Raw genomic sequence first — 19,112 nt, forward strand, 5'->3', positions numbered from 1 at the left:
TCCTCGCTAGGCCAAAAAGTAGAGCATGGCGAGGGAGAGCGCTAAGGTCGGTAAGAGCACGAGGGTGCCGAGGCGGATGAACTTGCCGATGGAGATCGCCACCCCGGCGCGGCGCAAGAGATCCATCCAGAGCAACCCGGCGAGGGAGCCGATGGGCAAGAGGCGCGGGCCGATGTCGCCGCCGATCAGCGCGGCGAGAATGGCGCGGCTCCCGTCGTGAGCGCCGTAAGCGCCGTGCTCGCGGAGCGCCATCATGTTCAAGATCGACATGGGGTGGTTGTCGACGATGGCGGAGCCCAGCGCGGCCACGGTGCCGATGACGCCGATCTCGGAGCCGGCGTGCGCCGACGCGGATTGATAAAGGGCCGCCAAGCGATCGACCACGCCCACGTGGCGGAGGCCGCCCACCACCAAAAACACGCCCCATAGAAACACGAGAATGTCTGGCGAGACATGCCCGAGCACCTTGCGCGCAGGCGCGATTCGGTAGTGCCAGGCGAGGGCGAGCGAGCTTGCCGCGCCGGCCACCGAGACGACCCAAATGGGGCCGCCGAGGGCCGCCATCACGGGATACGCCAAGAAAACGGCGAGCAAGAGCGCCATGGCCGGTCGCTCGGCGGGGTGCGCCTTCGCGATGGAGACCGGCGCAGGTTCGGCGACGGCGCTCTCCAGCTCATGTCGGAAGTGACCGCGCAGAACGGCGTACGTGAGGATGGCGCCGGCCACGGAGATGGGCAGCATGACGGCGGCATACGCGTTGAACCCCACGCCCGCGAACTCGGCCACGATCATGTTCATCGGGTTCGAAATGACGAACGGCGCGACCCCTGGCGCGAGGAACACCGCGAAGGCAAACGCCTCGGTGAGCGCGGGCCGGCCCGGATAGAGGCGGCGCGTGAGCGCGATGACCAGCGGCGTGAGGAGCAGGATCGCCGAGTCGTTGTTGAGCAGCGAGGGCGTGACGACGCTGACCAGAAACACGAGCCCGAACGCGCGCGCCGCCGAGGTGCGGTGTGCATACGATTCGATGCGCTGCGCGAGCCGTTCGAACGCGCCCACCTCCTGCACCACGCCGGTCAGGATCATGATGCTCGTGAGCGCCGCCAGCGGACGCCATTGCATCTGCGCGGACGTCCGCATGTCGTCCAGCCGCAGCAAGCCCGCCATGAACAAGACCGCGACGCCGACCAGCGCAGCGGCCCCCGGCGTAAAACGCAGCCCGCGAAGCCCGACCCGCGGACGCGAAACGGCCAAGGTGACGGTCACGGCAAGGGTGGAGTAGGCGACGGCTTCGTCCATTGCGCCGCCGCACTGCAGCACCCGGGCCAACGGCGCTCTCCGCGCGATCCGCGTCGCTGCACGCGCTACGCGCAGCAACGGCGCGATGCCGGATCGCGGCCACCGCGCGAACGAAGGGCCCGAGGGTGGTGACATGATCCACCCGAGCACGCGTTCGAAATGCCAATCCGACGATGTCGAGGAGAACGGCATATTCCGGGCGATCCCGCGCGGCCGCGGTCGTCGTTCGCGCCGCCAACCCCGATCGCAACGAGCTGGCTCGGGATCGGCGGTGCAGCAACGGCGACGCGCAGGCTCAGACCCACGACGCCCGATACGTCAGGTCGAGCGGGTGGGCCGGGTGAAACGACTCCTTCACGTAAAAGGCGGTGGCGAGCAGCTTGCCCGAGGTAATGAGGAGATCGCGCAACGCCAGACGGAAATAAGGAATGGACGCCAGGGTGAGCCCCAGGAGCTCCACCCGCGCCTCCTTGGGGCCCTCGCGGTAAACCACGATTCCGCCCCCGATGCAGGTGCGCTCCCAGATTCGACCGGACTGGGCAAGGGCCATCCATGGGGTCAACCCCACGTGCTTGGCGACGTTGCTCGTGATGGATAGCAGCTTGCGGTGCGCCGGGCGCATCAGCGCATAGGCGATGGCTTCCCGCTCGACGGCCGAGAGACCGAGCCGATCGCACGCGGTGTAGTGCGCATACACCACGTCGCTTGGAAACCAGACGCCGACCACGGGCGCCATCAGCGTTTCGCGGTGCATCTCGGGAATGAGCTTGGTATAGCGCTCGAAGAACCCGCAATCGCGGATGGCATTCTGCGAGGAGACGATCCACGTGCTACGAAATTTCGTGGTCGGCGCCACGCGCTCGCGAGGCACGTCCAGATCGACGAGAATCTCCGCTTCGTTCCGCCCCATCCGCCGATTATTGCATAACTGAGCTCGAGCGGAACGGTCGGCTCGACCTACCTATCGGTGTAAACGCAAGGTTCGTAGGCGGTGGCGATCGGGACACATGCGCGCGCGCCAGTGAGCACTGGCGTACGCCGCAAAAAGTAATTCGTCATCGATATCGAAATAGCCATTATCGTTCGTGCGAGCCTCGACGGGCGCGCACCTACGGGCCAGCAATGGGTGCCGAACCTCGCTCGAATCCATTTTTCGTCCATTTGCTGTATTTGAACATCGATGCTCGCGGGCTGCGTTATTGCCTTTTCGCGAATCATGCCATCGCCGGACACGGCCGAGGTCGACAGCGTCGAAGAGGCATTGAACTTGCGAAGGGCGCCTTCGAAAGGAGCATACATGACTTTTCGAAGGGTGCGCGGCACGCGCATTTTCATGCACGGCGTGGAGGTCACCTCGAGCGCGGCCGTTGCAGCGCTCGTCGTTTCGTGTTGGGGGAAGGAGCCGTACCCGGCGGAGCTCACACAAGGGCCCTCGGATCCTTACGGATGGAGCCACGAAATCGTCGAAGGCAACACGAGCCTCGACGTAAGCCAGCGGCTAGGTCGCGCCACCAGCATGATCGCAGGCCACTCCGTGCGCGATATCGTCACCAATCCTTCGGTGCGCGTTCGCGGCGACGATAAATCGTGCGTCAGCTGCCATGCATGGGCCACGATGGTCACGCGCACGGAGTTCTGCAATCGCTATGTACCGGTCTTTCTCGCGCTGCCGACATCGGCCGGGAAGCCCAGCGATCCCGCTTCGGCAAAACCGCAGCTCCTCAAGGATTTGCTCGATGAATGGCGCGCGCGCGGCTGCCCCGACTGATCGCAGCGCGCGACGTCACATCGATGTGTTCATGAAGGTAACAAGCATGTAAATAACGAGTATTTCATAAAATGTTGCAACGGCAGCGCGCCGCGGGCGCGGATCGCATGATCCTGAGGTGGATCGCGCGCCCATCAACGAGCGTGCAAAGACTCTTCACACTCTTTACACTCTTCCACTCTTCACACACGGGGAGCTCGAGGGTGCTCAGCGTATGAGAGCGTCTAGATTCTTGGCGCGCTGGCTGGGCAAAAACTCGGTGACTCGAAAATCGGCCAAGCCGTGCGCGATAAACGGATCCTCGCGCATGATGGTCTCGATCTCGTCCTTGCCGTCGCCCGCGGCCACGATGATCCCACCGTCGCGGGGCACCTTGCGGCCCGAGACCAAGAAATGCCCCGACGCATAATACTTTCGAAGAAAGACCATATGGTCCTTCATGCGTGCGTCGATTTCTTCCAGCGGTACCTTGTAGACGAGCTCGATGACGAACATGAGCCGTACCTTACATCAACCGCGCGGCTCCTTCGCACACGCGCATCAAGGGCACAATCGCCGATTCGGACTGCCACTTCCCGAGGACGCCACCGACTCTTCGCAACCGGGCACACCCTGGGCGGTACCCGGGGTTCCCGTCACCGTGATCGGCGGATTGACCGCGAGCGGCGGTGAGCTCGGCGTCGGCTGGTAAATACTCGACGGATCGTGACCCGCATAAGCCGAGGTGCCACGCGATTGGCCCGCGCACGCCATCAAACCAAGAGCCATCGCGATGACCACGGATACGCTTCGAACGGACATCCACAACCTCCATGCCTTGCGATGGCTGAAAAGAGGGTGGCGTTTCTTGCGCATTCCGGGAGCGTGGGTACAGAGCTCACCTTCTCCGCGAGCTCCTGGAACACGGGCCCAAGTCGCATAAGCACCCACACAATCCCGTTTGCGCCGCAGGTGCAAGCGTGCGCCTTTTAATGTTACCCATCATCAATACGGACCACGCCTGCGCGGGTCGAGGGTCGAGGACCAACGTCTACCCCGGAAGGAGATTGGATGATGAGCATTCGTCGATGGGTAACCCACACTGGAGGCATCTCGTTGCTCGCCGCGTTCGTCGCGGCGCTCGGCTGCGCCGATGGCACCCGCGGCGACGCGCCCGGAGAGCCGCCTGCTCGGGCTCCCCTGGCCGGACCGCCGCGGTTCGACGCGGGCAGCACCCTTCGAGCCGCGGCGTTCACGAGCAAATCGAACCCGAATCCGCACCTCGAGAACAACGACACCACCCTGGGGTTCTTCGACGTGGGCACGTGGTTTTGCTTCGATGGCGTGGAGATGAGCGGGGTGGGCAGCCTTGGCCTGCGCATGGCGGCCGCGAACACGGGCGGGGTCTTCTCCGTTCGAATCGATGGCAACGCGGGCACCGAGATCGGGCGCTACACGGTGGCGACGTCCACGGGGGGATGGGGCACGTGGGAGACGCGCACCATGACATTGACACCGGTATCCGGCGTGCATTCGCTCTGTCTGCGCGGTGAGTCGGGCTACGGCATTCTCAACCTCGCCTGGCTCGAGCTCGGGCAAACCACGGCGGCCGTTGGGGCCACCACCCCCTTCGTCAGCTACGAGGCGGAGGCCGGGAGGCTCGGGGGCGGGGCCGCGATCGTGGCCCTCACGTCGCCGCCGACCACGCCGTATTCGAGTCCGGAGCTGGAGTCTTCGGGTCACGCGTACGTTCGGCTGAATGCAACGCATCAGTACGTGGAGTGGGTGAACGACACCGAAAAGAACATCACGTTCATCGATGTTCGCGCGTCGATCCCGGATAGCGCCGATGGCAAAGGGCTCACGGCCACCTTGGATCTGTATGTCGATGGCGCGTTCCGCCAGACGCTCACCCTCACCTCCAAACAGACTTGGGGCTACGAGGGCAACGACCACTACAACAACGAAAGCCAAAATCCCTCGGACGGCCGCCCGCGCACGTTCTTCGATGACGTGCACACCTTCATCACGGGCGCCGCCGTGGCCCCCGGCAGCACCCTCCGGCTCCAGAAGAGCGCCGCGAACACGGCGGCCTTCTACGACATCGACGTGGTGGACGTGGAAGCTCCTCCCGCACCGCTCGCCCAAACGCCAAACTCCCTATCCATCGCGGCCGACTGCGGCGCGGTGGCCAACGACCGCAACGTGGACAACTCGGGCGCGATTCAGACTTGCATCGATAGGGCTGCGTCGCAAGGAAAGAGCCTCTGGATTCCCCCGGGCGCCTTTTACGTGAGGACCGTTGGCGGACTCCATGCCAATGGCATCACCATCGAGGGCGCGGGCATGTGGTACAGCACGATTTACCGCAACATGCCGCTGCCCAATGTGAACGGGTCGGGGCAGCCGCAGCCGCTGGGCGCCATCTTCAATCTCACATCGTGCACGGTGCGCAACTTTGCGCTCGATGCCAACGCAACGAGCCGGGCCCAAATCGACGGCGCCGGCGGCGCCATGGATACCACGGGCACCCATTGGGTGGCCGACGGCATTTGGACCCAGCACACGATGTCTGGGTTCTGGGCATCGGGGACTGGAGGAACGGTCAAGAACTGCCGATTGACGAGCATCTGGGCCGACGGATGCAATATCAACAACGTGAGCAACGGAGGAAAGGTCGGAAACGATCTCACCGTTCAAAACAACTTCGTACGTGGCACGGGGGATGATGCCATTGCCATCAACTCCGTCGATTACAATGACTTTGGCCCCACCCGCGTCTATTACACCCCCATGGCGAGGGCCAAGGTCATCAACAATACATCCATCGCCCCTTGGGGCGGCAAAGGAGTGGCGGTTTACGGTGGCGGCGGCCACGAGGTGCGCAACAATGCCATGAGCGACACGGCGCGCTATATCGGTCTTGGCGTGGGCAAGTTCGGGGCGAATGGCTCGAACCTCACCTCGGCAACGGTGACCGGCAACCTGGTCGTGCGCTGCGGCGGCAATGCCTATGTGCAGCAACAACCCGCTTTGCACATCGGCAACGGCGGCGATGGCCATGAAACGGGCACGGTCGCGAACGCCACCGTGTCGGAGAACACCATCGTGGATGCGCTCTACAACGGAGTGGGGTTCTCCGCGAGCACCGACACGCTTCTGCGAAACAATACCATTCGCCACCCTGGACTCGACGGTATCGTCATCTCGCCGCCCTTTTACCCTGCACCCACCGGCTCGGCGGCCATCCGCGACAACATGGTAACGGGGCTGAACTCTGGAAAGTCGGCCTTCCGCAATCTGTCGAGCGGCTTCACCGCGACCCTCAGCGGGAATAATTGGTAAAGATGGACAACTCGCGCCTCGCGCGGTCGAAACACCCGCGCGAGGCGCTTATGCCGGTGTGCATCCGGGATCGCCGCCCGCCGCCGGCTGTCCCATGAGGGAGGGTCGAGAATTTTTTCAGCAGGGAGAAGACGTTCTTCCCAGCGTAGATGAAGATTGCCGACGTAGCCTATGGCCTCTCTTTTTCTTCCCATCTTCGCGACGAACGCACAGTATCCGTAGTCTCAGGGCCGTTGGTCCCGCCCGAGCTGCTCTCGCTCCGCGGCCGCTTTGGCTCCGAAGCGCGATTTCATGGCCCGATCACCGAGTCGATGCGCGCGGAGGTGAAGCTCGGCCTCGACGCCATCGCGGAGGCGTGCGTCGTCCAGAATGGGCGCATCGTCGACGCGCACGTCAACAATCCGCATTGAGCCGCGGTCATCCGCGCGGGATCCGTCCACGTCACGGCTCGAAGCTGACGTGGACGTGGTCGAAGTGATTCTGGGTGATGCTCCCGCGGTCCTCCATTTGCGACCAGCCATCGCCTTGGTGGATGCGCTGGCGGTAAATGACATAGGCGATGCGGTACTTGCTCATGTTCGAGACGGCAAACTCCGCCAGGCGATTGCCGAACTCGTGATTGTCGCTGGGGACTTGGCCGTAGGCCTCGGAGGTCAGCATATCGAGCGCCAGATCGGCGCTGGGCTGGTGACCATTGTAGGTACCGGCGCGGCACGCCTCCACGAAGCAGCAGGCCTCGTTCGCGAAGGTTTGGGCTTGCGAGCGAACGGGCGGACCTTCGATGTCGACCTGTTTGTCGCAGGTGGACGAGTCGCACGAGGAGCACTGGCCCTGCGTCTGCTCCTGCGCCTGCGACGCCTTGCTGACTTGGGAGGAACAGTTGCTCGTGGCCCCCGTCGACGTCTGGCACGCCGAAACGGCGTTGGCGCCTGCCGATGCCGACGCGGTGAGCGCCGAATTGCAGCCGGTGGTCAAGCACCCGACGGGCTCCACGAGCTTGGTCTGCGGGCGGAGGCCGGAGGCTTGGAGCTCCCGGCTCGATCGCCCGGTGAGCTTGCCCCCGGCGCGCGCGGACTGCGTCTCGAGATCGGCGATGATGCGGTCGACGATCTTTCGTGCGCGCGCGTCGTTCGCGAAGGTGTTCTCGAGCACATTGAACCGCGCCCCGCCCGCGCCGGCCTCGATCGTCATGCGCGCGTGGCTCTCTTTGGTCGAGAGGGTCGCCTCGAAGGTGCCCTGCTTCGCGCTCGTTTTGTGCGCGAACTGAACGATCGGCGTGTGCGATCCGTCGTAGCCGCGCACGGTGGTGACCTCGGATTGGCCGCTGTCGAGCCCCCACGTCTCCACACCGAGCTCGGAGCGCGTCTGGTCCGACGCCTCCATGACGACGAGATCCCCCGTCGCCCCCTCGCTGACCGGTGCTTGCTCCGAAGGACTCGAACACGCCAGCCCCACGGCCACGAGAACGGTCGCCACGACGGGCACGATTCGATTCATATTTTTCGCATCAGCAACCGCAATGCCACTCGCATTGCCGCGCAAATGCAGCGATGAATGCGCGGATCTTCGCCGGCATCCCGCGGATCTTCGCCGCAGCGCCGAGGAACTCGGACTTCCGAAGATGGAAATGCGATTGCCACTTTCGCCATCGTGGGAGACACTACATGTACGACATCGAGGGGCATGCGCGGGCGCCTGCGGTGCGCTCCCAACGTGCCCGGGCGCGCCCGTCCATCGGTTGCGGCACCCAAGCTCACTGTGCCATTTTTGCAGAGCGCGTGCCGTTCTCGAGGGGCCGCAAATTCGCGATGATGCGAGGTGGCATAGCGGCTGATGAGGAGGGTCGCACCATGAATGAGGCAACCCCAAGTCCCCTTGCATCGCTCCTCGTGACGGCACGCGATGCGCTCCTCGAACGATGGGCGCAACGGCTCCTCCATGATCCCGAGGTGCCCAGCGCACAACGACTCTCGAGGCCCGCGCTCGAAGACAACTTCCCCGTGCTCATCGAGCGCATCGTTCAGCGACTCGAGCGAATGGCCGCGAACCAGGACGGTGGCAAGCCGGAGCACAGCCAATCCGAGGACGTCGGCGTCGCCCATGCTCGCCATCGCTTCGCCGCGCAATACACCATCGCGGAAGCGCTCCGGGAGCTCCGCCACTTCCGCGGGGCGGTCCTGGATATTTGTGACGAGCATCGGAGCGCGCTGACGATCGGGGAAGCGCGCGTGCTGCACGCGACCATCGACGAGTCCATGGAGATCGCGGCGAGCGAAATCGAAGGGATGGCGGTGCGCCGATTCGAACACGTGATGGCCATCGTCGCCCACGATTTGAGGGCCCCTCTTCAAGTGATCACCGGACATGCGACGCTCTTGAAGGAGGGCCTGGCGCTCGGCGCCTCGGATTGTGCGATCGTGGGGGCCGCGCTCGAGCGGAGCTCCAAGCAAATGGTGCGGCTCATCGAAGATTTGGGCCTCGCCTCCGAGCTGGAGCTCGGACATCTCTCCATCCAGCGCCGGAGCGTGGACGCGCGATCCATCGTCCAGAACGTCATCGAGCAACTGCGCTACATCGCCAATCGCAAATCGATTACCCTCGCGACCACGATGCCCGAGCAACCGGTGCTCGCGGTGTGCGATCCCGAGCGCATCGAGCAAGCGTTGGGCAACATCGTATCGAATGCCATTCATTTCACGCCGCGCGCGGGGCAAATCCGCATCGATCTCAAGGCGTCGCTGAAACAAGCCATGTTCCGTGTGCTCGACAGCGGACCGGGTATTGCGCCGGAGCACCGGGAGCACGTCTTTCATCCTTTCTGGAAAGGGTCGAGCACCCGTCGAACGGGCATGGGGCTCGGTCTCGCCATCGCGCGCGGTATCGTCGAGGCCCACGGCGGGACCATCTTCGTCACCAGCCCGCCGGGCTCCGGTGCCGTTTTCTGCTTCACCATTTCCCTCGAGGCCGACGAAGCGCCCAGCGAGAGCATCGAGATTGGTTCGCGCTGAGACGTGCTGAGGTGCGCGCGCGTCCGCGCGGCACGGCCTGTCGAAGCTCTTGCGTTTGCAGGGAGTGTGCGGAAAGAGGTGGCGCGATCGAGAGCTTTTGACTCATCCGTGATGCGCCCATGGTGGCGCAATTCCTGCGATGCGTTCGGGCGAACGAGCTCCGAGTGCTCACGGTGCTCGTTCATCCGGGGGGCCAGCACTTCATGCAGGAGGGCTCGCCAATGAGGAGGCTACTGGGGATCCGGGAGAAGTCGTGTATCGCGCCGCGTCCGAGGAGGTCGGCGATGAGGTGCACGCTCCGGAACCTTCCATCGTCGGGTACGAGGAGAGTGGCCGGATCGTGGCAAATTGCCCGCTTCTACCGGACTGCCACTGCCGCTGCGCGGCGCGCACACTGGCCTCGCAGCAGGATCGGGATCCAACAGCTCAACCGTTTTCATGGAGATCCGAGCGGCTCTTGCGAACGTGGTGAACGCGCTCGCGGAGCTGTTCGAACTCGCTCTGCAAGTGCTTCAGATCGTCATCGCTCATGTCCTCCAGCGCTAGGAGGCCATTGCGCGCGCGGGCGTTGCTGCGAATGAGCTCATCGAGCTTCAAATGGATCGCCTTCGCGTCACGATTTTGGGTGTTCTGAATGAGGAAGACCATCAAGAACGTCACGATGGTCGTTCCCGTATTGATCACCAGCTGCCAGGTGTCCGAGAAGTGGAACATTGGTCCGCTCACCGCCCAGATGGCGATGACGGCGACGGCGATGAAGAAGGCCGCCGACGTCCCTGCTTTTTCGGCGGTCGCGTGAGCGAATTTTCGAAAGCGGTCTTCCATGAAACGTCGAAACAGTGCAAAAAATGGGCACATGTCCTTGAACGAGAACGACACCGAGAACGAGACGGAGCCAACCGTAACTGGCAACCTTACCGATCGTGCCGGGTCGCTCGAGTCGACCATCGGGGAACAGCCAGTCCCCGCGACGTTCGCCGTCCTCATCGAGAGCGTCAAAGACTACGCGATCTTCATGCTGGACGCGCGTGGGATGGTCGCGACCTGGAACGCGGGCGCAAAGCGGATCAAGGGTTATGAGCCGCACGAGATCATCGGCCAGTACTTCGCGAAATTTTATCCTCCCGAGGTGGCCGCGAGCGGCAAGTGCGAAATGGAGCTCGAGGTGGCGGCGCGCGATGGGCGCTTCGAGGACGAGGGGTGGCGCGTCCGCAAGGACGGCAGCCGGTTCTGGGCCAACGTGATCATCACCGCGCTGCGCGACGAGCACGATCACCTCGTGGGGTTCGCAAAAGTGACACGCGACTTGACCGAGCGACGAAAGGCCGAGGACGAACGGATCGAGTACGCCAAGCTCCAAGAGGCGAGCAACATCAAGGACCAGTTCCTCGCCACCATCTCCCACGAGCTGCGGACACCGTTGAACGCGATCCTGGGGTGGGCCTCGCTCCTCAAGACCTCGGAGGATCTGCAGGAGATCGCCAAAGGTCTGGAGACCATCGAGCGCAATGGGGAGGCGCAAGCCGTCATCATCGACGACATGCTCGACATGTCGCGCATCGTCACGGGCAAGATGCGCATCGATCCGCGGGCCGTCGATCTCGCGGCCATCGTCCGCGATGCGATCGAGGTGGTGCGCCCCGCCGCGGACGCAAGAGAGATTCGACTCTATCCCACGGGGGTGGAGGAGCCGATACGGCTGGTTGGCGATCCGGTACGCCTTCAGCAAGTGGCTTGGAACTTTCTTTCGAACGCGGTGAAGTTCTGCGGAAAGGGAGGCTCCGTATCCATCGCATTGACGCGCGAGGACTCGAGCGTCCTGCTCCGCGTGGCCGACACCGGACAAGGTATCGCGGCGGAGTTTCTCCCCTACGTCTTCGAGCCCTTTCGCCAGGCGGAGAGCGGCCCCGCGCGCCGAGTGGGCGGCGTCGGCCTCGGTTTGGCCATCGTCAAGCACATCGTGGCGTTGCACGGGGGCGTCGTATCGGCCGAGAGCGCGGGGCCGGGTCAGGGAGCGTCGTTCACGGCCAAGCTCCCGGTCCGCGCCGTTGCCCCGGTGGAGCCGGAGATTCCCAAAGCCACGCCGGCCAAGCCTGGACCCGCCCCTGGGCAGAGCGCGCTGCGGCTCGACGGAATCCGCGTGCTCGCCATCGACGACGAGGCGGATGCGCGCGAGATCCTGAAGACGCTCTTTCGAATGCGCGGCGCGACGGCATATCTGGCGGGGTCCGCCGAAGAGGGCCGCCAAGCGCTCGCGTCGTTCAAGCCGCATATCATCGTGAGCGACGTCGGTATGCCGGGCGAAGACGGATATCAATTCATGCGGAGCGTCCGCGCGCTCCCCAAGGAGAACGGCGGGGTGACCCCCGCGATCGCGCTCACGGCCTATGCGTATGCCGTGGACCGGCAACGTGCGCTCGACGCGGGGTTCAACTACCATTTCGCCAAACCCGTCGACTATGCCGACCTCATTCGCGCGATGCACAACCTCGTCAGCGTGGTCGATACACCTTGGCGGAGAGGTGCGGAGTGAGTTGCGGGCGGCGCGATGCGGGGCGCCGTGCGGGCGGGAATGGGGAAACGCCTCCCGCGCGAGCCTGGTAGAGCAGCGCTGAAACAACATCGCATTATCCGGTCCCCTCGCCATAGCGCTGCGCGTTGGCGGCGATGGCGTCGGCGATGAACTGTGTCAGCCCGGCGGCGTGCTTCTCGTAGTAGGCTGCGAATCGTTCGTCGGAGACGTACAATCGTGACAATCCGACGTGTGCCGAATAGGAGCACGCGTAGAACCATCGATCGATGTGTTGGCGGTGCTCCTCGGCCAGGTCCATTGCGCGGGGATCGCGGGCGGGCACCCTCGATTGAAAGAGCGCTGCGAACGCGCGCACATTGGCGTCGACCTGCGACTGGATCGTCTGCCAATCTTCTTCGCGGTAGCCCTTTGCGCGCCTCTGGCTTTCGGCGTACGCCTCGGTGTGACCCCAGCGGGCCTCGGCTTCTTCGGCGTACTTGGACGGGTCGAATCCTTCGAGCTCTTCTTCCGGTTTCATGTTGGCACCTCGTTTCGGAGTGATGCACCCTCACGTCGCGAGAGGGTCAAGGGGACGACGTCGCTTTCGTTCGAGCACCTCGCTTCTGCTCTACCAAGTAGATGGATCGAGCAGGCTCGAGCGCATGCGTGTTGTCGCGTCAATCGCGTACATCGAGCAGCTGCTCGACCCATGCCTCATCGCCCTTCGTGCTGCGTGGAGGTGAGGGCAGAGTCCTCTTCGTCGCCGTGGGAGTTCGGGGGGAGCCATCGCCCAGGTGCAATGGCGACCGCCAGCGCGGCGACCGTCGCAAAGCGCTCCTCGGGCTTTTTGCGCAAGCAACGGGAGATGGCCTCCGCGAGCTTGGCCGACCAGCACGACCCCCACTGGAAGCGTACCTGCGATGTACCAGCGTGTACCGGAAGGCGATAATCGGTTGGTACACGGGTGAATAGCGATTTCGAACTTTCTCGACATCGCGACCCCGGCGAGCCACCACGGTGCACAGGCACGGATTTTGGAATTCGTCGGGCCGCTTTCGCGGTGATGCTCACATGAAGTCGAGACCACATCACTTGGAGCTTGAAACCGCAAGGCACTTACAAGATTCGCTCATGCAGTGACTCGGAGTACCTGCAGGTCCGCTCGTGTGACGTATCCCGCCCTTTCTTACAATCCACCCTCGCTACGGAGGCTCCCCATGACGTCCAGCGTTCTCGGATCATCCATCGCTACGTTTGCCCTCGTCGTCCTCGGAGCTGCGTCGACCAGCGCGTGCGACCGAATTTCGGGGACCGACGAGCAGCCATCTCCTCTGGTGAACGATGGGGGACAGGATCGTCGATGCCGGCCGCCATCCGCGCAAAACGCCTCGGGCCCGAACCGTGCGCCCGCTCTCAAGGTTCGATCGGTGTTGACGCTCACGGGTCCCGCTTCGGAAATGGCAATCCCATACAGTTTTGCGATTCATGACTACTTTCGCGAGTTGAATGAGAGCGGCGGGATCCGAGGCTGCCCGATCGATTACGATCTGCGGGATGACGCCTACGATGTCACCAAGGCACAAGCCATTTGGGACCTCTGGAAGGCGGCGCCCGATTGGGACGAAGTGGTTCAGGTCATGACCTGGGGTGACGATGCGACGCTCAACCTTTCCCCGCAAGCCACTCAGGAAGGAAAGCCGCTCGTCAGCGGCTCGCATGCAGGGCTCCTTGCCTCACCGCGCCCCATCGACGTGATCGTCGACGTCCCAGACGTCGGAGCGAATTTTCAGGAAGCGCTATTGCCGCAGCAGTTCAAGAGCCCGGGCTTCCCGAACAACTTCTTCGCCAGCACGGACGACTCGACGAGCGCTCGGGGTGCGGTGTTTCACGTAAGGCAGAACCAGGCCAAACGCCTGGGGTTCTTTTACTGCAACACCGCGGCTTTCTGTAGGAGGCCGTCGCCCGCCGCGCACGCGTACGCGAGAGAGATAGGTCTGCCGATCGGGCGCGATCTCTTCCTCGAGCCAAACGAGGACGAGGCAAGCTACCGCGAAAAGATCCGCTATTATTTTCGCGGCGAGATCGATTATAAAAAATCCCACCCCGACTACGATATGGTCGATTGGGTCTGGGTCGGGAGCTCACCACGCGCCATGGCGCTCATCGCGAAAGCCGTAGCTTCCGTCCAGCAGGAGCTGCGCGCGTCCATGCCGAACCCCATCCAACTGATCGCCAACGAGCGGGCCTTCGACGAGGGCCTCTATGCTCGCTGCGGCGCGGCTTGCGTCGGCAACGTGCATGGCGCTCTACCTTCCCTCGCCTTCGGCGATATGTCTTACCCCTCGCGGGAAATGCCAAAGGTCGTTGCGCTTTACGACAAGTGGCGCACCATCGACGGGTCGGGCAGCAGGGCGGTGTTCGCCGACGGGGTAAGCCTCGATGCGCGCACCGTCAATTACGTCAAAGGCTATGTCAGCGCGCTCGTGTTTCGCATGGCGGTCGAGCGCGTCCTCGATGCGGGCAAAACGGTGACGGCGCAAAATGTGAAGGAGGCCTACGAGTCCTTCGCGAGCGTAGGCACGGGTGGTCTGACCGAGAACTTGGCCTTCAGGCCCGAAGATCATCGTCCCCAAGGCACCGTCTACGTCTACAAATTCAGCCCCGCAGGCGAGCTGCTGAGCGAACCTCCTCCCCGCCTCACGAAGCTCGACCGATCATGGCTCGGATGGTGACCACGTCGCCCCACCGCGCCATCGCGACACGTCGATGATGGCGCCCCCCCATCCGCCCGCGCCGCCCGCCGGACGGTGTAGGGCTGGGTCGCGGGCGGCATCCGGCTCGCGTGCTTCGCCCTCGTCATGGTCCCGTGATCGCCGTCAGCTTGCTCGCCGCCTCGACGGAGACGAATGGGCGACACGCGAGCCCGCGCCACGACGTCAGAGACCGAAGGTGAAGAACGGCTGACACTTCAGCGGCGCGGCGTTCTCGGGATCCAGCGCCCGCAGCACCAACTGCGTGACATTGGGATCGATGGCCAAGCCCAAGTGGCCGCTGAAATCCTGCGAACAGGCGTCCTGCAGCACGATGTTGGTCACATTCGCCGCCTGGAGCACCCCGCTGGTATACGGGGTTACCACTTGGTCGTGGCGTGAGACGATGTTCGTGTAAATAGGCCCGGCCACCGCGACCCCGCCCGCGTTGAGCTTTTGCATGAACGGCGAGTCGGGCATGAACTCCAGACAAGACGCGCACGCATGACGGCTGAACAGATCGGCCAGACCGGGTGCGGCGCTCGTCAGCAAGCGAATCAAGGTCGAAAGCCCGCCGAGGGTGGTGCCCTGGTAGTTGGCGCCGAAGCCCACGAACCGTTTGACCTTGGATGCACCACCAAGGAATTTGACGTAGTAGGCCGGAACGGTGGTGCCCTCCGAGTGCCCGACGATGTCGACTTGCGAAGCGCCGGTGGCTGCAAGGACTTTGTCGACGAAGGCATCGAGCTCGGCGGCGCTCTCGGCCATCGAACCGATGCCGCCGACCCAAGGCCCGAGCACGCCGGTGCCATAGGTCGGAGAGAATACGCAATAGCCTTTGCTCGCCAGCTGGGGCCCGTGGAAGAACCAATTGCCAGCACCGGTCGCGCCGAGGCCGTGCATGAGCACGACGGGCTCGGGATGTTCCGCGGTCGGCTTGCAGTTCCAGTCGTTCGTTTGGGCGCTGGCCAGCTCGAGGGCGGCGGGCTCGGTGCCGTCGAGGACCACGATCGGCGCGGGGCCGGCGGCGTTTTGAACGGGATCCTCGGCCCCCCCAGCACTACAGCCGCCGAGCAGGAGCGCGAGCACCATGTATCCACCGGTACGTGTAACGTTCGCCATGATCGAGCACCTCCAGGGGATAATCTACGAAACCGAGCCGAGCACCGGCTTGTACGAGGAGGCTGTTCTATTTGTATGAACCGGCTATTTTGAATGCTCAATGCGGGAACCACTGCGATTCACTGCTTATTACGGTATGCGCCGATTCCTGCTGCTGGCGCCCACGTTCATCCTGGAGCCTCCCCGTCCCTATCGGCGCCTCACACCGACCTTGCTCGTGGCGTGCAGGGAACCATTTTGGCTCGAGTGCGGCGATGACTCGTCCCTGTCGGCCCGTGTCGCACTGATAGCCCCGAAAGTACCGCGACGGCGCTTGGTGGCCGTCAACAGCGATTTGGCGATCTTCGACCTGCCGATACATTCACGGTTCGGCGAAGAGCCCGTGCAATCCCTCGACTTCGAGCGATTCACCTCGCTGTTGCCGGCGCTGGCGGAGGCGTTCGCGGGCAAGCTGTCCTGCGCCGGGGTCGATCGGCTGTTCGAATCGGCCGTGCAGATCATCTCGGGCCAGGCGCCAACCCCGCCGACCCTCGATCCGCGGATCGAGCGCGCGCTGGAGCTCATCGACGAGCTGCCCTTCGACGAGGTGACCTTGACCGCGCTGGCGCGCCGTTTGTCGTTGTCCTCCTCGCGCTTGCGGCATCTGTTCAAGGAGGTCACCGGCAATAGCGTGAGCCACTACACGCGTTGGGCCGCGGTGTGGCGGGCCGTCTCGCTATGGTCGCAAGGACGAAAGCTCACGGAAATCGCGCACCAGGTCGGCTTTCACGATCTCGCGCACCTCGATCATGCGTTCATCGACGTCTTTGGCCTCAATCCATCGACGGTCATCAATCCGGAGAATGTCACGCTAATCCGCTGTCCGTGAACCACGTGGGGGAGCTTTCGACCTCGGGGGGTGAACACCAGCCGGTCGATCGACGTGTCCAGGCGGGGCCGGGCGACTTTAATCGGGAACCTCACGAGCCCGTCGTGACTCCCTTTGGCTGTTCCCCGTCCTACGTCCACCCGCACGGATGAAAGTGGAGATGCAAGCCATGGCCCGACCCCTTCTATTATCGTCGTACGTCTTTCTTTGCTCCGCAGCTCTTTTCCTGCTCATGAACGGATGTGGAGACTCGAACTCACAAGATTCGGGAGCTCCGCCGACGAGCAACACCGATGACGGTGAAACGCAGGCCGCGCGAGGCGCGCAGCTGTACGGTGCGCACTGCGCCTCATGCCATGGGCCGAGCGGCGAAGGCTCGGGGGAAGCTCCTCCGCTCGTGGGCAAGGAGGCGCTTCCGTTGCATCCGCGGTCCACACAAAGGGTGCGAACGAACCAATTCCACACCGCCCTCGACGTCGCGCAGTTCGCGGTGAGGACCATGCCGCCCAAAAGTCCCGGATCGCTCAAGGAAACCGAATATTGGGACATCATCGCCTTCGATTTGAAAGCCAACGGGGTCTCGGTGGCTGGCGTGCACATCGACGCGACGAGCACCGCCAACATCAAGTTGCGTTGATTTCGCTCCAGCGCGACGTATTGCCACGTGAAGGAGCTCACGCGAGCGCGTCCCGAGATGGAACGCGCGAGCATTGCCATGGCACATCCAATGCGTTGCCGATGGCATGACCACGCACCTGGATCGCCGTGCCCTACTCGGTTCGTTTGCGGCTTCGCTCGTTGCCGGCGTCGTCGGTGCTTGCAAGAAGGAATCGCCCCCAGCCGAGGGCGCCACCGCGTTGCCGCCGGCCAAGGTGACCCGCGACACCATGCCCATGCGCCAATTGGGCAAGACGGGTGTCGCGGTATCCATCGTTGGGCTGGGAGGGTTTCACATCGGTGTGCCCGAGGAGAAAGAGGGTATTCGCATCGTGCGAACCGCGCTCGACCGCGGCATCAACTTTCTAGACAATTGCTGGGACTACAACGACGGCGAGAGCGAGCTACGCATGGGAAAGGCGCTCCGGGACGGCTACCGTCAAAAGGCCTTTTTGATGACGAAGCTCGATGGCCGTACCAAGCGCGCCGCCGCCGAGCAGCTCGATCAGTCGCTGCGCCGCCTCGGCACCGACCGGATCGATCTGGTGCAGATCCATGAGGTGATCCGCGACACCGATCCCGCGCGCTGCTTCGGCGAAGGCGGCTGCGTGGAGGCGCTCACCGAGGCCAAAAAGGCCGGCAAACTTCGCTTCATCGGGTTTACGGGGCACAAGCACCCCGACATTCATCTGGCCATGCTGCGCGCGGCCGACGCCCACGGCTTCGCGTTCGACGCCGTGCAGATGCCGCTCAATGTCATGGACGCTCATTTCCGCAGCTTCGAGCGCAATGTGCTGCCCGTGCTGATCGACAAAGGCATCGGGGTGCTGGGGATGAAGTCGATGGGCTCCGGGATTTTGCTCGAGAGCAAGGTGGTGACGGCCGTCGAGTGCCTGCACTACGCCATGAACCTGCCCACCTCGGTGGTGATCACCGGGTGCGATTCGATGGGCGTCTTGGAGCAGGCCATCTCGGCCGCCATCGCCTTCAAGCCGATGGATCGAGCCTCGGTCGAGGTGCTCCTCGCAAAGACGCGCGACGCCGCCAAAGACGGCGTCTACGAGAAGTTCAAGACCAGCGAGAAGTTCGACGGCACCGTGCAGCACCCGAAGTGGCTCGAGGGCGCTCAGATTTAGCGCACGGCGCTGCGAGGTGCGGCGACGCGCGACTAAATGCTTTTGCTGCTGTCGCGCGCCGGCCCTTTGACCTTTCCTCGTCGAGCGCGCCGCTTTTCATGAGCCGATGTCGATTTCGATTCCTTGGGCGGGCTCGGAGGCGGCGTCGCCGACGCGGGTGTGGTCGTCTCCCGCGGGAGGCTCAGGGACACGGGCGGAGGAAGAACGGGCATGGGCGAGCTCGTTGCGGGGACGCTTGCCTTGTCTGCAGCCGCAGGAGCAGGAGCAGGAACAGAAGGAGAAGCAGGAACAGAAGCTCCCGTCTTGGCTGCGCTGGTTGCAACGTGCCCCGAACGCGGCACGGAGGGCTTGGCCTTCCAATAGCGTCCGTGGGGCGCGGGTGATCGAACGGGCTGATGACCGGCAGGGCGCTCCGCAGCACGCGCAGCTCGCGCCGGCCTCGGGGTAGGCTCGGCGTAGGCCGAACCGGCGACGAGGCTGCTAAGTACAAGGGCACAGGAGAGAGCGAGAACGCGCATGTGCACACGATAGTGGGCCATGCGGAGCGGGCAAGTTTTAGGCGGTGGTCGTGCGACCCATCATCCACACGGGGGTTCCGGCGCGGCACCATCCGGCACTCCGGCGTCCGGCGTTTGGGCATCCGGCGCCTGAGCATCCGGCGGAGGGGC

The 19,112-nt window shown here is 63.9% G+C and carries 17 protein-coding genes; 9 read left to right on the forward strand and 8 right to left on the reverse strand.

From position 1 onward, the window contains the following. Window positions 1-6: 6 nt before the first annotated feature. A complete protein-coding gene (locus LZC94_39415) occupies window positions 7-1,299 on the reverse strand; it encodes an anion permease (protein WXB13890.1) in 1,293 nt (430 codons plus the stop codon). Between the two features lie 295 nt (window positions 1,300-1,594). Then, window positions 1,595-2,209, reverse strand: a complete 615-nt coding sequence (locus LZC94_39420; protein WXB13891.1) for a hypothetical protein — start codon at window positions 2,207-2,209, stop codon at window positions 1,595-1,597. A gap of 387 nt (window positions 2,210-2,596) precedes the next feature. On the opposite strand from LZC94_39420, the gene LZC94_39425 reads away from it, so the two are divergent. Next, the gene (locus tag LZC94_39425) at window positions 2,597-3,067 is read left to right on the forward strand and encodes a hypothetical protein (GenBank protein WXB13892.1); all 471 of its coding nucleotides are present in this window, start codon (window positions 2,597-2,599) and stop codon (window positions 3,065-3,067) included. Between the two features lie 207 nt (window positions 3,068-3,274). On the opposite strand, the gene LZC94_39430 is transcribed toward LZC94_39425, so the two are convergent. After that, entirely contained in the window at window positions 3,275-3,562 is a 288-nt protein-coding gene (locus tag LZC94_39430) for a YciI family protein (protein WXB13893.1), read from the reverse strand. Between the two features lie 45 nt (window positions 3,563-3,607). Then, window positions 3,608-3,868 (reverse strand): hypothetical protein, encoded by a 261-nt coding sequence (locus tag LZC94_39435; GenBank protein WXB13894.1) that lies wholly within the window; start codon window positions 3,866-3,868, stop codon window positions 3,608-3,610. A gap of 249 nt (window positions 3,869-4,117) precedes the next feature. On the opposite strand from LZC94_39435, the gene LZC94_39440 reads away from it, so the two are divergent. Next, window positions 4,118-6,391, forward strand: coding sequence for a carbohydrate-binding protein (locus LZC94_39440; GenBank protein WXB13895.1), 2,274 nt, complete (start codon window positions 4,118-4,120; stop codon window positions 6,389-6,391). 233 nt (window positions 6,392-6,624) lie between these two features. Then, window positions 6,625-6,801 carry a hypothetical protein gene (locus tag LZC94_39445; GenBank protein WXB13896.1) on the forward strand — a complete coding sequence of 59 codons (177 nt, stop codon included), beginning with the start codon at window positions 6,625-6,627 and terminating at the stop codon, window positions 6,799-6,801. A gap of 31 nt (window positions 6,802-6,832) precedes the next feature. Here the strand turns inward: LZC94_39445 and LZC94_39450 are convergent, their stop codons facing one another. Beyond that, window positions 6,833-7,867 (reverse strand): hypothetical protein, encoded by a 1,035-nt coding sequence (locus LZC94_39450; protein WXB13897.1) that lies wholly within the window; start codon window positions 7,865-7,867, stop codon window positions 6,833-6,835. A gap of 374 nt (window positions 7,868-8,241) precedes the next feature. On the opposite strand from LZC94_39450, the gene LZC94_39455 reads away from it, so the two are divergent. Continuing rightward, on the forward strand, window positions 8,242-9,399 hold the full coding sequence (locus tag LZC94_39455; protein WXB13898.1) for a sensor histidine kinase: 1,158 nt from the start codon (window positions 8,242-8,244) through the stop codon (window positions 9,397-9,399). A 426-nt stretch (window positions 9,400-9,825) separates the two neighbouring features. Here LZC94_39455 and LZC94_39460 read toward each other — a convergent pair whose 3' ends face one another. After that, window positions 9,826-10,224 (reverse strand): low affinity iron permease family protein, encoded by a 399-nt coding sequence (locus LZC94_39460; protein WXB13899.1) that lies wholly within the window; start codon window positions 10,222-10,224, stop codon window positions 9,826-9,828. Between LZC94_39460 and LZC94_39465 the strand changes: the two genes are divergently transcribed. Next, the gene (locus LZC94_39465; protein WXB13900.1) at window positions 10,223-11,932 is read left to right on the forward strand and encodes an ATP-binding protein; all 1,710 of its coding nucleotides are present in this window, start codon (window positions 10,223-10,225) and stop codon (window positions 11,930-11,932) included. The two genes, LZC94_39460 and LZC94_39465, sit on opposite strands and share 2 nt — an antisense overlap. Window positions 11,933-12,026: 94 nt before the next feature. On the opposite strand, the gene LZC94_39470 is transcribed toward LZC94_39465, so the two are convergent. Beyond that, on the reverse strand, window positions 12,027-12,449 hold the full coding sequence (locus LZC94_39470) for a TipAS antibiotic-recognition domain-containing protein (protein WXB13901.1): 423 nt from the start codon (window positions 12,447-12,449) through the stop codon (window positions 12,027-12,029). A 919-nt stretch (window positions 12,450-13,368) separates the two neighbouring features. Between LZC94_39470 and LZC94_39475 the strand changes: the two genes are divergently transcribed. Continuing rightward, the gene (locus tag LZC94_39475) at window positions 13,369-14,643 is read left to right on the forward strand and encodes an ABC transporter substrate-binding protein (protein WXB13902.1); all 1,275 of its coding nucleotides are present in this window, start codon (window positions 13,369-13,371) and stop codon (window positions 14,641-14,643) included. Between the two features lie 204 nt (window positions 14,644-14,847). Here LZC94_39475 and LZC94_39480 read toward each other — a convergent pair whose 3' ends face one another. Next, window positions 14,848-15,783 (reverse strand): lipase family protein, encoded by a 936-nt coding sequence (locus LZC94_39480; GenBank protein WXB13903.1) that lies wholly within the window; start codon window positions 15,781-15,783, stop codon window positions 14,848-14,850. Between the two features lie 136 nt (window positions 15,784-15,919). On the opposite strand from LZC94_39480, the gene LZC94_39485 reads away from it, so the two are divergent. The 3 genes from LZC94_39485 (at window position 15,920) to LZC94_39495 (ending at window position 18,444) form a co-directional block, all read left to right on the forward strand. Beyond that, window positions 15,920-16,651, forward strand: a complete 732-nt coding sequence (locus tag LZC94_39485) for an AraC family transcriptional regulator (GenBank protein ID WXB13904.1) — start codon at window positions 15,920-15,922, stop codon at window positions 16,649-16,651. Between the two features lie 169 nt (window positions 16,652-16,820). Beyond that, complete coding sequence (locus LZC94_39490; protein WXB13905.1) at window positions 16,821-17,288, forward strand: cytochrome c; 468 nt, start codon at window positions 16,821-16,823, stop codon at window positions 17,286-17,288. Between the two features lie 250 nt (window positions 17,289-17,538). Continuing rightward, window positions 17,539-18,444 (forward strand): aldo/keto reductase, encoded by a 906-nt coding sequence (locus LZC94_39495; protein WXB20306.1) that lies wholly within the window; start codon window positions 17,539-17,541, stop codon window positions 18,442-18,444. Window positions 18,445-19,112 lie beyond the last annotated feature (668 nt).

It is taken from the genome of Sorangiineae bacterium MSr11954, assembly GCA_037157815.1.
Lineage (GTDB): Bacteria > Myxococcota_A > Polyangia > Polyangiales > Polyangiaceae > Pendulispora > Pendulispora albinea.

Bases quoted from the DNA above. Each gene is read 5' to 3' on its own strand.
- LZC94_39415 (WXB13890.1), bottom strand. From the start codon at position 1,299: ATGGACGAAGCCGTCGCCTACTCCACCCTTGCCGTGACCGTCACCTTG.
- LZC94_39420 (WXB13891.1), bottom strand. From the start codon at position 2,209: ATGGGGCGGAACGAAGCGGAGATTCTCGTCGATCTGGACGTGCCTCGC.
- LZC94_39425 (WXB13892.1), top strand. From the start codon at position 2,597: ATGACTTTTCGAAGGGTGCGCGGCACGCGCATTTTCATGCACGGCGTG.
- LZC94_39430 (WXB13893.1), bottom strand. From the start codon at position 3,562: ATGTTCGTCATCGAGCTCGTCTACAAGGTACCGCTGGAAGAAATCGAC.
- LZC94_39435 (WXB13894.1), bottom strand. From the start codon at position 3,868: ATGTCCGTTCGAAGCGTATCCGTGGTCATCGCGATGGCTCTTGGTTTG.
- LZC94_39440 (WXB13895.1), top strand. From the start codon at position 4,118: ATGATGAGCATTCGTCGATGGGTAACCCACACTGGAGGCATCTCGTTG.
- LZC94_39455 (WXB13898.1), top strand. From the start codon at position 8,242: ATGAATGAGGCAACCCCAAGTCCCCTTGCATCGCTCCTCGTGACGGCA.
- LZC94_39465 (WXB13900.1), top strand. From the start codon at position 10,223: ATGAAACGTCGAAACAGTGCAAAAAATGGGCACATGTCCTTGAACGAG.
- LZC94_39460 (WXB13899.1), bottom strand. From the start codon at position 10,224: ATGGAAGACCGCTTTCGAAAATTCGCTCACGCGACCGCCGAAAAAGCA.
- LZC94_39470 (WXB13901.1), bottom strand. From the start codon at position 12,449: ATGAAACCGGAAGAAGAGCTCGAAGGATTCGACCCGTCCAAGTACGCC.
- LZC94_39475 (WXB13902.1), top strand. From the start codon at position 13,369: ATGGCAATCCCATACAGTTTTGCGATTCATGACTACTTTCGCGAGTTG.
- LZC94_39480 (WXB13903.1), bottom strand. From the start codon at position 15,783: ATGGCGAACGTTACACGTACCGGTGGATACATGGTGCTCGCGCTCCTG.
- LZC94_39485 (WXB13904.1), top strand. From the start codon at position 15,920: ATGCGCCGATTCCTGCTGCTGGCGCCCACGTTCATCCTGGAGCCTCCC.
- LZC94_39490 (WXB13905.1), top strand. From the start codon at position 16,821: ATGGCCCGACCCCTTCTATTATCGTCGTACGTCTTTCTTTGCTCCGCA.
- LZC94_39495 (WXB20306.1), top strand. From the start codon at position 17,539: ATGCCCATGCGCCAATTGGGCAAGACGGGTGTCGCGGTATCCATCGTT.